Here is a 12,627-nt window from a genome sequence, read left to right on the forward strand (position 1 = left end):
ACGGCACTCAGCGGTCGGCCGACGCCTGATCGCGCCGCGGACCGCGGTCATGGGCAAAGCGCTGCAGAATCCGGGTGTACAGCATGCCCATGCAGCCGCTGAGGGTAGCGATGACGATCGCCGCCGGAGCGCGTCCGGCAGCGACGATATCCGCTACGACGAGCATCGACACCATGAACGCGACAATGCCGAGCGCGGCGTAACCCCTGTCGTGCACGTTCACCCAGCGTCGCATCGCTCGGCTGGCCTGGGGGTCGACGCTGCGGGTCTCGATGAACAGCGCGATCAGCAGGACGGGAACGACCTGCATCGCACTCTCGTAGAGGAGCATGTCATGCCTTCCGGCTCGTTCGTCGCGATGCCGGGCACGCCGCCGGCGGTCACCGAAGCTTGGCGGCAAGTCGGCGCAGTCGGAATGCCGCAGGATCTCGGCCAACTCACGGTGCTCCAGTCAGCCTTTGTCCGCATGCCGGCAGTCCACACCGTGCCCCTAGGGCACAGTCAACGTCAGCCCCGCCGGCAGGTCCGATCACAGGACGGCATGGTGCCGTCGACCAGGTAGGAAGTGGTGAGGTTCATCGCGCAGGCGTTACCACCGGGCACGTAGACATCACGCCCACTCTCGTCGACGGTGACCAGCCGGGAGCCGCTTCTCGCCCTTCTCCCGCAACAGTTCGCCACCGGCGAGTGGGGTGACCGGGTCCCGCCGGTTCTGCAGGATCAGCACGTTGCGCGGCCCCTGCCGATGATCGCGATGTCGCTCGGACGGCTCGTACTACCAGCCGCGCTCGGCGAGCCGGTGCGGTTGCGGGATCTCGTCCACGTTGAGTCCCGTAACGGCGCGGACAGTACATGCACACTGATCAGGGCACCTCGGTCAACTGGCGAGACTTTGGTCGTCGGAGCGCCAAGGCCCGCGTTGATGTGGGCAAGATCCCGTGAACCCCTCACCCATCCGCAGGCAAGTTCAACGGCGGACCCCTGCAAGAATGCGTTGTCGTGAACCATGCGCTGGACCTCGGGTCCCGGAAGTTCTGGCGACTGGTCGGCAAGCCAGTCGACCTCGCCGTGGACCACTCCTGGCTGCGCGCCCCGATGAGTCGTTCCTCCGCGGTCGGGGACGGCTGGCTTTCCGCCGAGGCTACGCACCACGGCGGCACGGTCGACGAGGATGCCGCGACCGCAGATCCTTCAGCGGGCCCAGCACCCGGTCTGCTCCCTGCGATGACCATCCTCGACGGCCCCGGGTTCGACGCCTCCCGACTGGATCCACGGATCCGCGACTTCTATGAGCACACCGCCGCCTGGCACATGGAGGTGTGGACCGGATGGTCACCGCTGTTCTGGCCGGCAGGTGAGCTGATCGCGCGCTTGTTCGGCCGCCGGGTGGAGCAGCTGTCTCTCCCGATGCGCCCGCTTGACGTCGCGTACGGGATGGACAGCCGGGTCCGCGTGATCCGCAACCGGGATGGCGAGCAGGTGGGCGCCGCGTGGCTGCGGACGCTCCGGCCGTCGGGTCGCTATGTGTTCAGCGGCTGCTACTCGGCGCGGCGTCTCCCCGGCGCGGCGCAGCCGAGCGTCCATGTCGCGTTCCCGCTCGAGTCCGGGAACGTCCAGGTCTTCCTGCGACCGGTCAACAGTGACGGCGGCGGGCTCGTCCTGGAGTCGCCCCCAGGGCGATTCGGGCAGGACGGCGCGTACGTCGTTGTGCACGACGACGGACGGGACTTCGCGGCGCGCGTCCCGCTCCACGAGACCTTCCGCCTGTACTGCGACCCCTACGGGGTGCTCCGCACCGACCACGAGCTGCGGATCGGGCGCACCTGGATGATGCGTCTGCACTACAAGATGGAGCATGCCCGATGATCCACACCTTTCACCTCACCGGGGTCGCTTTGCCGATCGGCCGCAGCTACGTGCGCCGTACGTACATACGGACAAGGGTGATTCAGGCGCCCTGCTGGAATCTCGTTGAGGACATTGCATGAGCCTCAGGCGGGCGGCGTCTCCCAGAGTGCGCTGATGGGAACTGCGAGGTACTTGTCACCGAACGGCAGAGTGTGCGGGCCGGCATGGAGGACGTACCCCGCGACGAGGTCGTCGCCGACCCGTTCATGGAGGTGCCGGATGCCGCGGAAGTCTTCGGTCGACGGTGTGGCCGAGGACTTCACCTCGATCGCGATCACCTCGCCACGGCGATTCAGGACGATGTCGACCTAGACCTGGTCCCGCGTCCGATAGTGAAAGAGTTCGGCCCTGGTGCGGGACCACGTGAGCTGGCGCGCGATCTCCATCGCCACGAACCCTTCGAGGAGGCCGCCCAACGGGCTTCCAGGCTTACGCAGCCGAGAGACATCCTGATCGAGCATGGCCGCCGCAACGCCGGAGTCGACAAAGGCAAGCTTCGACTTCGCGATGCTGCGCGTATTGAGGTTCCGGGTCCAGGCTGGGATCTGCTTGATCAGGAAGACTTCTTCGAGCAGCGCGAGGTAGCGGCGCACGGTCTGTGCGGACACCTCCAGACCATTGGCCAAGGACGCGGGGACCACGATCTGGCCGGATCGAGCCGCCAGAAGCCGGACCAGCGAGTGCATCTCCCGACCACGCTCGATGTCCCACAACTGCATGACGTCCCGGTTGATCGTGTCGGCGACATACGAGTCGAAGTACCGCTCTCGTCGACGGGGCGCACGTCTGACCGCATCCGGAAACCCACCCCGGACGAGCCGCTCGATGTAGCCATCGCGATCTACCGCCGATTCATGACGCAGGGCCGAGCTCGAACGCGGCGTCCACGAACCCGTCCGGTGCACCGTCGATCTCACCCTGCGACAGCGGCCAGAGCTCAATCGTCTCCATCCGGCCCACGAGCGTGTCGGGCAGGTCCCGCATCGCCAGCGCGAGACGATCCGGTGAGCAAGAACCGCCCGGGATCCGGCTCCTCGTCAACTAGCGCCTTGATCGAGAAGAAGCCCCAGAACATGCTGTACCTCGTCGATGATCATCCGCGCGGCAAGCCAACGAAGCTCCGCGAGCCCTGTGCGGCGAACTCTTGGATGTCAGCGTCATCGAGCGTGCACCAGTCGGCGCCGTGTCCCTTCCCGATCCGACGCAGGAGTGTGCTCTTGCCGCTCTGGCGCGCGCCGTTCACCAAGACAACACGCGTGTCAGCGAGTGCATCCCCCATAGGCGCAGCGGCACGGCTTGGCACGAACGCACTGATCACAGAACTTCCTCGGGTACTCCGGGGGGAAGCACCCCACACAGACCGTCGTTCTGCCGCTACAGTGCTGGTGTTTTGCCGCACCGTCACTCGAAATGAAGTGGCATCGGCTGTGGTCATCGGCGACCGTCGGATCTACCTGCCCAACTCCGGGGGGCAAGACCACGGCACCTGAACCCTGTCGATCCCCATGCCGTGGTCCAAAATGGCTACGCCCTGATTGGTGATTTCCGCCAGCGACGTTTCAGCGCATCGCGCTGGGGGCGTGGGATTCGATCGCTGACAGCTTCGAAATTCGCTCGAGTACAGACTCATCACTCGGCCGGGTCAGCCACGTGCTGCTCACTCAGCGAGCGATCCATCTGGGCGAGCAGTCCCGCCAGGTCCATCGAACGGTCGCCGCGGTCAGACGCTGCAGATGGCGATCGGCAGCTGAGGTTGTCAAACCCTCCCCCGGCAAACACGCCTTGATCGAGAAGCCGATCGACATCTCACTAGACGCAGCGGACCGGATCATTGCCGCAGAACAGGCGAGCGGCAAGACCATGTCGAGGCCGGAGTGATGCGCACCTTCCTGGCGCCCAGGCGCGCCGCAACACGCTGCGATATCTCCGCTTCCATGATCTCCTGAATTGCACAGAGCGTGACGAAAGGCGGTTCGGATGGTCCACCGAGCTCCGCGATCACGGAATCTGACACTGCACCGTCTGTGGCGCACCCCTGCCGACCCGGCGGGGCTGATCGATGCGCTGGACCAAGAGCAGCTCAATCTGCTGGAGCAGTTCGAGTTCACCGCCGTAACCGTGGGCGGCGCCGCCGGCTTGTGGGTTCAGGGCTCGTACCGCACGCGGGACGGTGAGTCCGCGGAGTGGTGCGCGGCCGCCAGCCGAACGACTGGTCAAGCAGTCCATTTCGTCGACGCGCGGTCGGCCGGCTTGCTGCTCCTGATCATCGACGGCCGGAGCTACGCGATCGGGTACGGACAGGGATTCCGCCTGCTCTCCAGTGACGAGAAGGACCGCCGGTTCGGGCTCGAGTTCGCGATCCGGGCGCTCGACCCCAAACACGTCAGCAAGCTCATGCGGCGCCGTCCAGGACACCGCGGGCGGACCGAGGTGACCCGCATGCCCGAGGGATCCCCCATCTGGGCCTTCGACGTCACCGACGCGTACGCCGACCTGGTCGGCAGCGCCAGCGGTAAGTCCGAGAGTTTCCAGCTGACCCACACCAAGGCCGATAAGCCCGTACCGGTCGACGGTGGAGTCGGCCTGCACATCCGTCTGGCCACCGACCCGATCGAGATGGTGGCCGACATCCGCACCATCGCCGAGGTGCTGGCCCGCGAGCGCCAGCCGGAACTCGAGTTCGCCGATCGGGTCCGGCCTCTATACGACAAGACACTGCTCGCCCAACTGGAAGCGGATTTCGAAGCGCTGCTCAGCAGCACACCCGACGAAGTACGACATCGGCTGAGTAGCGTCGTACCGACTGAGCTCGCCGAACTAGTCGACGACGTCCGGACCTTCAAGGTCACGCTTGGCGGCGGTACTCGAACAACCACCGAGATCGCCGTCGAAAACCTGCTGAACCGGGCCAGCATCCTTCAGGCCGGCACTCGTGTCCGGGCGTTCCGCGAGGGTCGCATCACCGCTTTCCAGGACGACGGTGCCAGTTACTCGGTAGGCGATGCCCGAGCCATCGACTGGCTCGAAGCCGTGCTGCCCGTCGACGACCAGCACTTCGCTCTGGTCGACGGCCAGTGGTACGAGATCGACGCCGGCTACCAAGTCCGCCTTCAGGAACACGTCGAGGAGCTCCTCGCCGTTCACTCCGACTTGGTCCTTCCGGACTGGCGACCACACCACACCGAGGGTCAGTACAACGACGCCGCCGGCCTCGACCCTGACCTCGGGCTCGTCTGCCTCGACCGCAAAGGCGTCCGCGACGAGTTCCACCGCCGTTGGGGGTTCGAAGCCTGCGACCTGCTGGGCCCCGACAACGAGCTGATTCACGTCAAGAAGGCCTCCGGCTCCTCTCCCCTCAGCCACTTGTTCATGCAAGCCTGCGTGGCCGTCCAAGGTCTCGAAGGCTCCTCGACCGCCCGCACCCGCTTCCGCGAGCTCGTCCGCAAACACGGCCGCGGCCGCGAACTCGCCGAAGGCTTCGAACCCACCAAGGTCGTCTTCGGCATCCTCCTCAAGGCCGGCGAGGAGGTCACCTCCAAGACCTTGTTTCCCTTCGCTCAAGCGGCCCTCGTCCAGGCCTCCCGTTTCCTGCACTCAGCCCGTATCGACGTCGAGGTTCGCGCTATCCACCTGGCGGACGTCAGATCCGATTGAGCACCTCGGACTCGGCGCTTAACAGTTCGTACCCGACGGCCTCGTGCGGCAGGCGCGTACCGGCGATCATGACCTCGGCGGCCAGCTCGCCGAGAGGGCCGAGCCACCCTGCAACCTCCACTGCCGTCGTCGATGGGGTCTCCTTCGCCGGTCGGCGAGGCGCGGCATCGAACAACAACTCGTACAGCGCGAGTGCGGGAGTCACCCCGGGCAGCGCGGCAGACCGAGCTGCACGGTCTGCGGCAGCTGGGATCTGCAGACCCTTGAGATCGACGTCGCCCCCCGTCGACGATGCTGGCCGCCGCGACCAGCACCTCCGGTGGGACCGCGGGAGGCTCGGACTGCGTCGGGTGACGCTCGCAACACGTTCACAGCTCGGACAATGTCCTCGTGTTCGGTCAGCAGCCGGAACTCGACCAGCACCTCGCGGTGCTCGACCGCGCTTTTTTAGTCACCTCAATCAGCACTAAAAGATGGTCAAGCTAAGACCCATGGCTAGGATTGTCGACGCCTCGGGTGACCAGTCTCCAGCCCCAGTGGGACTGACCTCCCACACCCGGTTCGCGCCGGCATCCGAGGCGAAAAGGTACTGCTCCGATCGACTACCAGCCGCGTTCCGCGAGGCGGTGCGGCTGCGGGATCTCGTCGACGTTGATGCCGACCATCGCCTCGCCCAGCCCGCGGGAGACCTTGGCGACCACGTCCGGGTCGTCGTAGAAGGTGGTGGCCTTGACGATCGCCTCGGCGCGCTGGGCCGGGTTGCCGGACTTGAAGATGCCGGAGCCGACGAACACGCCCTCGGCGCCGAGTTGCATCATCATCGCGGCGTCGGCCGGGGTGGCGATGCCGCCGGCGGTGAACAGCACGACCGGGAGCTTGCCCGCGGCCGCGACCTCCTTCACCAGCTCGTACGGCGCCTGCAGCTCCTTGGCGGCGACGAACAACTCGTCCTCCGGCAGGTTCTGCAGCCGGCGCAGCTCCTGGCGAATCTGGCGCATGTGGGTGGTCGCGTTCGAGACGTCACCGGTGCCGGCCTCGCCCTTGGAGCGGATCATCGCCGCGCCCTCGGTGATCCGGCGCAGCGCCTCGCCCAGGTTGGTCGCGCCGCAGACGAACGGCACGGTGAACTGCCACTTGTCGATGTGGTTGGCGTAGTCGGCCGGGGTGAGCACCTCGGACTCGTCGATGTAGTCGACGCCGAGGCTCTGCAGCACCTGCGCCTCGACGAAGTGACCGATCCGGGCCTTGGCCATCACCGGGATCGAGACCGCCGCGATGATCGAGTCGATCATGTCCGGGTCGCTCATCCGGGACACGCCGCCCTGGGCCCGGATGTCGGCCGGCACCCGCTCCAGCGCCATCACCGCGACCGCGCCGGCGTCCTCGGCGATCCTGGCCTGCTCGGCGGTGACGACGTCCATGATCACGCCGCCCTTGAGCATCTCCGCCATGCCGCGCTTGACCTTCGCGGTCCCGGTCTGCGGCGTCGTGGTCTCGGTGTCGGTCACTGCGTCCTCCTGGTGGGGTCGATGGGCTCCAGCGTAGGACGGCAGCGCGGCGGGATTTCAGTCCACCTCAGATCAACTGGACTGAGCGATGGCGGCGGCCAGCCGGGCGACCACGAGCCGCAGCGTCGCCGGTGGCGCGGTGAACGGGATGCGCAGGTGCCGCCGGTCGGTGCCGTCCGGGGTGAACAGGTCGCCGGCGCCCAGCAGCAGGCCCTGCTCTCGGGCCGCCTCCAGCGCCCGACGGGACCGCACCTCCGTCAGCTCCAGCCACAACGTCATGCCCCCGGTCGGCGTCGCCCAGGCCACTCCAGGCACAGTGTCCAGTCCGTTCTCCAGCGCGGCCAGGTTGGCGCGCAGCCGGGTCTTGCGCCGCGAGATCACCCGGTCCAGCCGGTCGAGGATCGCCAACGCCAGCAGGTCATCCAGCGCGCTCGGTGACGTCACGCTCAGCCGGGCCGAGGTGTTGATCTTCCGGCGGAGCTGACGACCGGTCCGCACCCAGCCGACGCGCAGTCCGCCCCACACCGTTTTGCTGAGCGAGCCGACGCTCACTGTTCGGGGATAGCGGCTCAGCGGGTCGGCCTGCTTCCCGCCGGCCAGCCACAGCGGCCGCATGGTCTCGTCGCTGATCAGCGCGGCTCCGTAGCGCCGGGCGATCTCCACCACCGCCGTACGCCGGTCCGCCGGCAGGCTGAGCCCCGTCGGGTTGTGGTTGTCGGCCTGCAGGTAGATCACCTTCGGCTTGTGGCGCCGGCACAGATGAGCGAGCTGGTCGGTGTCCCAGACGCCCGCGGGCCAGCCCACGACGTCCAGCCGGTGGTTGCGGAGCAGGTCGAAGGCCGCCGGGTACGTCGGCGTCTCGGTGATCGCCACTCCGGGGCCCAGGTCGAGTCCGGCGAGTGCCGCGTTCAGTCCGGCGGCCGCACCGACGGTCAGCGTGAGCTGACCGGGCTCGGTCGGAACCCCCTCGAGGGTGAGCCGCTCCGCGAGCGCAGTACGGAGTTCCAGTGAGCCACCGGGTGGTGGACCGTCGCCGCCCATCGCTTGTGGGAGGCCTTCGGCAACGATCTGCGCGGCCACCTCCGCCACGTCGTGCGGAGCAGCGGTGGTGGCGAAGCGCAGGTCCAGCACGGGCTGGTCCCCCGCGGTCACCGTGGACACCGGGGCGATCGGGTCCAGTAGCCGGTCCAGCGGCCGGACGTGCGTGCCGGAGCCGCGCCGGGTCTCCAGGACGCCGTCGGCGCGTAGCTGGTCCAGCGCCCGCACCACGGTCACCCGGCTGACGCCGAGCCGCTCGGCCAGCACCCGCTCCGACGGCAGCCGCGAACCGATCGACAGATCTCCCCGCTCGATCCGGCGCAGCACCAGCGCCTCGACCTGCTCCGTCTTGGTCCCGTCCACCGGGTCCAGGTCACTCCCCCGCCACATGAGTCCAGTCTCCCACGACTGGCCTGATTCGTTCGATGAACCGACTCTCATCGACGCCTCACGCCGCTCTCATCGGCGCTGCCGAGAGTAGACAGTGAGCCGGCCGCCAGGGCCGGCCCGAACCCCGGAGGACACCCATGAAGCGCTCCATCGTCGCCGCCGGAGCCGGCGCCTTGGCGCTGGCCGGCAGCGTGCTCGCCGCGCCCGTCGCCCACGCCGAGGAACGGGTCTGCCGCGGCACCCTCGGTGCGGTCACCGTCGACAACGTCCGCGTGCCGGTCGGCGCCTCGTGCACGCTGAACCGGACCACGGTCAAAGGCACGGTCAAGGTCGAGAGCAACGCCCGGCTGAGCACGTCCTCGGCCCGGGTCAACGGCAACGTCCAGGCCGAGGGGCACGCCCACGTCTACCTGTACGCCAGCACGGTGGGCGGCAGCGTGCAGCTGAAGCAGGGCCGGACGGCGTCGCTGCGCTCCAACCAGGTCAAGGGCGACGTCCAGTCGTTCACCAACCGGGGCGCGCAGGACTTCACCGCCAACCGCATCGACGGCAACCTGCAGTGCAAGTCGAACGTCCCGGCGCCGACCGGCTCGGGCAACGTCGTCGGCGGCACCAAGGAGGACCAGTGCCGCCGGCTCTGACCACCAAGAGACTCTGACTCCGAGTCGCGCCGGAGCAACACTGCGGCGCTCCCGGTGCTGCGCCCGCCCTTGAGCACCCGCCAGCCACGAAATCGTCGTACGAGTAGCTGGCGGGTGCTCACAGTCAACGCGATGTGGCCAGTCGCGGCTCCCCGTGCCACGCACCGACCTCGAGCACCCACCAGCCACGAAATCGTCGTACGAGTAGCTGGCGGGTGCTCGAAGTCGGCGGGGAGAGGTCGGTGGGCTCGACGTGGCCGGGACTGTCGGTGCGGGGTGGGAGGATCCGGGCATGGACGAGCGGTGGGCGGTCGCGCCGGTGGAGGGAGGCGGGGCGTTGCTCGTCGCCCTGCACCCGGACGGGCAGCCGGCCGGGCCGATCCGGCGCGAGCCCGATCTGGCGGCCGCGATCGGGTCGCGGCCGCAGGTGAGCCGGTGGGTGTGGCGGTCGACCGCCGAGATCTACCCACGGCTGCTGGCCGCCGGGGTCCGCGTGGAGCGGTGCTACGACGTCGAGTGTGCGGAGGTGCTGCTGCTCGGGCACGAGGGCCGGCTCGGCGAGCCCCGGTCCGCGGCGGCGGCCTGGGCCCGGTTGACCGACCAGCCGGTGCCGCCCGACCCGCCGATGCGGGCTGCCGAGCCCGGCGAGCAGTCGTCGCTGTTCGAGATCGAGTCCGAGCCGCTGCCCTTCGAGGCCCTGCTGCGTGTGTACGCCGACCAGCTCCGTCGTCACCAGCAAGCCGAGTACCCGGAGCGCATGCGGCTGCTGACCGCGTCGGAGTCGTCCGGCATGCTGATCGCCGCCGAGATGGACCGCGCCGGACTGCCGTGGAGCGCGGAGACCCATCGCGCCCTGCTGACCGAGCTGCTCGGCGAGCGATATGCGGGCGGTGGCGAGCCCCGCCGGCTCACCGAGCTGGCCGAGCAGGTGTCGGCGGCGTTCGGGCGCCGGGTGCGGCCCGACCTGCCGGCCGACGTGCTCAAGGCGTTCAAGCAAGCCGGCTACCAACTGACCTCGACGCGGCGCTGGGAGTTGCAGACCATCGATCACCCGGCGGTCGAGCCCCTGATCGAGTACAAGAAGCTCTACCGGATCTACACGGCGAACGGCTGGAGCTGGCTCAACGACTGGGTCCACGACGGCCGCTTCCGTCCCGGCTTCGTGCCCGGCGGCACGGTGTCCGGCCGCTGGATCACCAACGGCGGTGGCGGACTGCAGATCCCGAAGGTGATCCGGCGGGCCGTGGTCGCCGATCCCGGCTGGCGGCTGGTCGTCGCCGACGCCTCCCAGCTGGAGCCCCGGGTGCTCGCCGCGATCTCCCGCGACCCCGGCCTGATGGAGGTCGCGGGCAATGCCGCCGATCTCTACAAGGCCGTCTCGGACAAGGCGTTCTCCGGTGACCGGGCGATGGCCAAGCTGGCTGTGCTCGGCGCGATCTACGGCCAGACCTCCGGCGACGGCCTGAAGAACCTGGCCGCCCTGCGCAAGCGGTTCCCCAAGGCGGTCGCGTACGTCGACGACGCGGCCCGCGCGGGTGAGGAGGGCCGCCTGGTCCGCACCTGGCTCGGCCGGACCTGTCCGCCGTCGGGGTCGCAGCTCGACTCGGCTCAGCTGGAAGGGCCGCCGGCCGACGAGCCGCAGGTCGACAGCCGACGGGCCCGGGCCCGCGGCCGGTTCACCCGCAACTTCGTCGTGCAGGGCAGTGCCGCCGACTGGGCGCTGCTGATGATGGCCGCGCTGCGCCAGTCGATCGCCACGTACAAGGCCGAGCTGGTCTTCTTCCAGCACGACGAGGTGATCGTGCACTGCCCGGCCGAGGAGGCCGACCAGGTCGCGGCCGCGATCCAGGCCGCGGGCGACCTGGCCGGCACGCTCACCTTCGGTGCGACCCCGACCCGTTTCCCGTTCGGCACGGCGATCGTGCAGTGCTACGCCGACGCGAAGTAGCCGTCAGGTCAGCCGGCCGGGCAGCCCGTACGCCGGGAAGTCGGTGAGCTCGAACGCGGTCAGCTCGGCGATCAGCCCGTTCTCGATCCGGAACACGTCGAAGCCGAACGGCCGGAAGACGGTGTCGCCGGGCACCCGCAAGTACGCCGCGAGCGCGGGCTGACGGTTCACCCCGCTGATCAGGAACCGCCACGCGCCCCGGTTGGCCGGACCACCCGGTTCGAAGTTCGCGGCGAACACCTGCTCGGCCCGGTCCCGGCCGGCGTACCAGAACGGGTACGGCGGCATCGTGACCCGGACGTCCTCGTGCATCAACGCGGCCAGCGCCGGCGCGTCACCGGCCTCGAACGCCTCCAGGTACTTCGTCAGCAACGCCTGCTCGACCGCCGACGGATCACCCGCCGGCGCCCACTCCGTACGCCGTGGCGGCAGGTGCTCGCGCAGGACGGGACGAGCCCGCTGCAGCGCGGAGTTCACCGACGCCACGGTCGTCCCGAGCAGCTCGGCCGTGTCCTTGGCGGGCCAGCCGAGCACGTCGCGAAAGATCACCACCGCCCGCTGCCGGGCCGGCAGCTGCTGGATCGCGGTGAGGAACGCCAGCTCGATCGTCTCCCGCCGGATGACCTGCGCGTCCGGCTCCTCCGCGCGGTCGAGCAGCACGTCGGGATACGGCTGGAGCCAGGGCAGGTCGTCGCGCCCCGGCCGCGGGTCCGTCGGCCAGGACGCGGGCTCGAGCTGGTACGGCAGGACCCGCTGGGGGCGGCGCAGGTCGTCGAGGCAAGCGTTCGTGGCGATCCGGTAGAGCCACGCCCGGAAGCTCGACCGGCCTTCGAAGTCGGCCCGGTGCCGCCAGGCCCGCAGGAACGTCTCCTGGACGAGGTCCTCGGCGTCGTCGTACGAGCCGAGCATGCGGTAGCAGTGCACCCGCAGCTCGTGCCGGTATCGCTCGGTCTGCTCGGCGAAGGCATCCTCGGTCAACTGCCGTCCTCCAGCTCGATGGTGCACGGCATCGGCGCGTGCCCCGCCAGCCGGAACCAGGTGACCAGCCGTCGCCGCCGCAGCTCCCGGGTGGACACCACGATGTCGTTGTGGAACCGCCGGGCCAGCTGCACCCGGCGCAGGGCAGCCGCCAGCTCCCCGGCCCACGGTTGCACGTCCGTGCCGGTCGCCACGATCGCTCTGGTCAGCGCCGACTCCCGCTGTTCCCGCTCCTCCTCCGGCGCGGTCCGGGCCCGGTGCGCGGCGTCCAGCAGGAGCAGGGACGACGCCGGATCGAGTACGCCGCTGCCGGCGAGCTCGGCAACGAGTGCGGAGCGGCGGGCGAGCTCCGTCTCCAGCCGGGCCCTCGCAGTCGCCACCCGGTGGTGCAGCCGGTCGAGCCGGCCGGCGGTCCAGCTTCCGTAGACGACGAACAGCAGCAGCAGGACCGCGCCCGCCGCCAGCAGCACGCCCGAGAGTTCCACGCCCCCATTCTGCGCGCCGCTCCCGTGCCTCTCGTGGGTTGACCTCCGAAGTGCATGGTTGGCCTGTCAGATCGCGA

At 69.1% G+C, this 12,627-nt stretch carries 13 protein-coding genes and 1 pseudogene; 4 read left to right on the forward strand and 10 right to left on the reverse strand.

What is annotated here, in order from left to right; all coding sequences use genetic code 11:
• Positions 1-7: 7 nt before the first annotated feature.
• The 3 genes and pseudogenes from KFLA_RS21940 to KFLA_RS39700 form a co-directional block, all read right to left on the reverse strand.
• Positions 8-436 carry a hypothetical protein gene (locus KFLA_RS21940; protein ID WP_148256697.1) on the reverse strand — a complete coding sequence of 143 codons (429 nt, stop codon included), beginning with the start codon at positions 434-436 and terminating at the stop codon, positions 8-10.
• A 71-nt stretch (positions 437-507) separates the two neighbouring features.
• On the reverse strand, positions 508-681 hold the full coding sequence (locus tag KFLA_RS39550; protein ID WP_083792895.1) for an alpha/beta hydrolase: 174 nt from the start codon (positions 679-681) through the stop codon (positions 508-510).
• Positions 671-751 (reverse strand): annotated as a pseudogene (locus KFLA_RS39700) (alpha/beta hydrolase); the annotation flags it as partial. The pseudogene KFLA_RS39700 and the gene KFLA_RS39550, both read right to left, overlap by 11 nt.
• Positions 752-999: 248 nt before the next feature.
• On the opposite strand from KFLA_RS39700, the gene KFLA_RS21950 reads away from it, so the two are divergent.
• Positions 1,000-1,866: a hypothetical protein gene (locus tag KFLA_RS21950; protein WP_012922009.1), complete on the forward strand. Its 867-nt coding sequence runs from the start codon at positions 1,000-1,002 to the stop codon at positions 1,864-1,866.
• Positions 1,867-1,991: 125 nt separating this feature from the next.
• Here KFLA_RS21950 and KFLA_RS38995 read toward each other — a convergent pair whose 3' ends face one another.
• A complete protein-coding gene (locus tag KFLA_RS38995) occupies positions 1,992-2,186 on the reverse strand; it encodes a hypothetical protein (protein WP_237706563.1) in 195 nt (64 codons plus the stop codon).
• A gap of 30 nt (positions 2,187-2,216) precedes the next feature.
• The gene (locus KFLA_RS39000) at positions 2,217-2,825 is read right to left on the reverse strand and encodes an ATP-binding protein (protein ID WP_237706564.1); all 609 of its coding nucleotides are present in this window, start codon (positions 2,823-2,825) and stop codon (positions 2,217-2,219) included.
• Positions 2,826-3,885: 1,060 nt separating this feature from the next.
• On the opposite strand from KFLA_RS39000, the gene KFLA_RS21960 reads away from it, so the two are divergent.
• Positions 3,886-5,562 carry a TIGR04141 family sporadically distributed protein gene (locus KFLA_RS21960; RefSeq protein WP_012922011.1) on the forward strand — a complete coding sequence of 559 codons (1,677 nt, stop codon included), beginning with the start codon at positions 3,886-3,888 and terminating at the stop codon, positions 5,560-5,562.
• Here KFLA_RS21960 and KFLA_RS37545 read toward each other — a convergent pair.
• The 3 genes from KFLA_RS37545 to KFLA_RS21970 form a co-directional block, all read right to left on the reverse strand.
• Positions 5,549-5,767 (reverse strand): hypothetical protein, encoded by a 219-nt coding sequence (locus tag KFLA_RS37545; protein WP_148256698.1) that lies wholly within the window; start codon positions 5,765-5,767, stop codon positions 5,549-5,551. The genes KFLA_RS21960 and KFLA_RS37545 overlap by 14 nt on opposite strands.
• 397 nt (positions 5,768-6,164) lie before the next feature.
• On the reverse strand, positions 6,165-7,070 hold the full coding sequence (gene pdxS / locus KFLA_RS21965; RefSeq protein WP_012922012.1) for a pyridoxal 5'-phosphate synthase lyase subunit PdxS: 906 nt from the start codon (positions 7,068-7,070) through the stop codon (positions 6,165-6,167).
• Positions 7,071-7,142: 72 nt separating this feature from the next.
• Complete coding sequence (locus tag KFLA_RS21970) at positions 7,143-8,498, reverse strand: aminotransferase-like domain-containing protein (RefSeq protein WP_012922013.1); 1,356 nt, start codon at positions 8,496-8,498, stop codon at positions 7,143-7,145.
• Between the two features lie 137 nt (positions 8,499-8,635).
• Between KFLA_RS21970 and KFLA_RS21975 the strand changes: the two genes are divergently transcribed.
• A complete protein-coding gene (locus tag KFLA_RS21975) occupies positions 8,636-9,139 on the forward strand; it encodes a hypothetical protein (protein WP_012922014.1) in 504 nt (167 codons plus the stop codon).
• Positions 9,140-9,431: 292 nt separating this feature from the next.
• Complete coding sequence (locus tag KFLA_RS21980) at positions 9,432-11,087, forward strand: bifunctional 3'-5' exonuclease/DNA polymerase (protein WP_012922015.1); 1,656 nt, start codon at positions 9,432-9,434, stop codon at positions 11,085-11,087.
• A gap of 3 nt (positions 11,088-11,090) precedes the next feature.
• Here the strand turns inward: KFLA_RS21980 and KFLA_RS21985 are convergent, their stop codons facing one another.
• Together KFLA_RS21985 and KFLA_RS21990 are read right to left on the reverse strand one after the other, a co-directional pair.
• Positions 11,091-12,065, reverse strand: a complete 975-nt coding sequence (locus KFLA_RS21985; RefSeq protein WP_012922016.1) for a sigma-70 family RNA polymerase sigma factor — start codon at positions 12,063-12,065, stop codon at positions 11,091-11,093.
• Positions 12,062-12,550 carry a hypothetical protein gene (locus KFLA_RS21990; protein WP_041289437.1) on the reverse strand — a complete coding sequence of 163 codons (489 nt, stop codon included), beginning with the start codon at positions 12,548-12,550 and terminating at the stop codon, positions 12,062-12,064. The genes KFLA_RS21985 and KFLA_RS21990 overlap by 4 nt, the downstream gene beginning before the upstream one ends.
• Between the last annotated feature and the right edge of the window lie 77 nt (positions 12,551-12,627).

The organism is Kribbella flavida DSM 17836 (assembly GCF_000024345.1).
Classification (GTDB): Bacteria; Actinomycetota; Actinomycetes; order Propionibacteriales; family Kribbellaceae; genus Kribbella; species Kribbella flavida.

Excerpts from the sequence above, each read along its gene's own strand:
- KFLA_RS21960 (WP_012922011.1), top strand. The coding sequence starts at position 3,886 with ATGGTCCACCGAGCTCCGCGATCACGGAATCTGACACTGCACCGTCTG.
- KFLA_RS21970 (WP_012922013.1), bottom strand. The coding sequence starts at position 8,498 with ATGTGGCGGGGGAGTGACCTGGACCCGGTGGACGGGACCAAGACGGAG.
- KFLA_RS21975 (WP_012922014.1), top strand. The coding sequence starts at position 8,636 with ATGAAGCGCTCCATCGTCGCCGCCGGAGCCGGCGCCTTGGCGCTGGCC.
- KFLA_RS21980 (WP_012922015.1), top strand. The coding sequence starts at position 9,432 with ATGGACGAGCGGTGGGCGGTCGCGCCGGTGGAGGGAGGCGGGGCGTTG.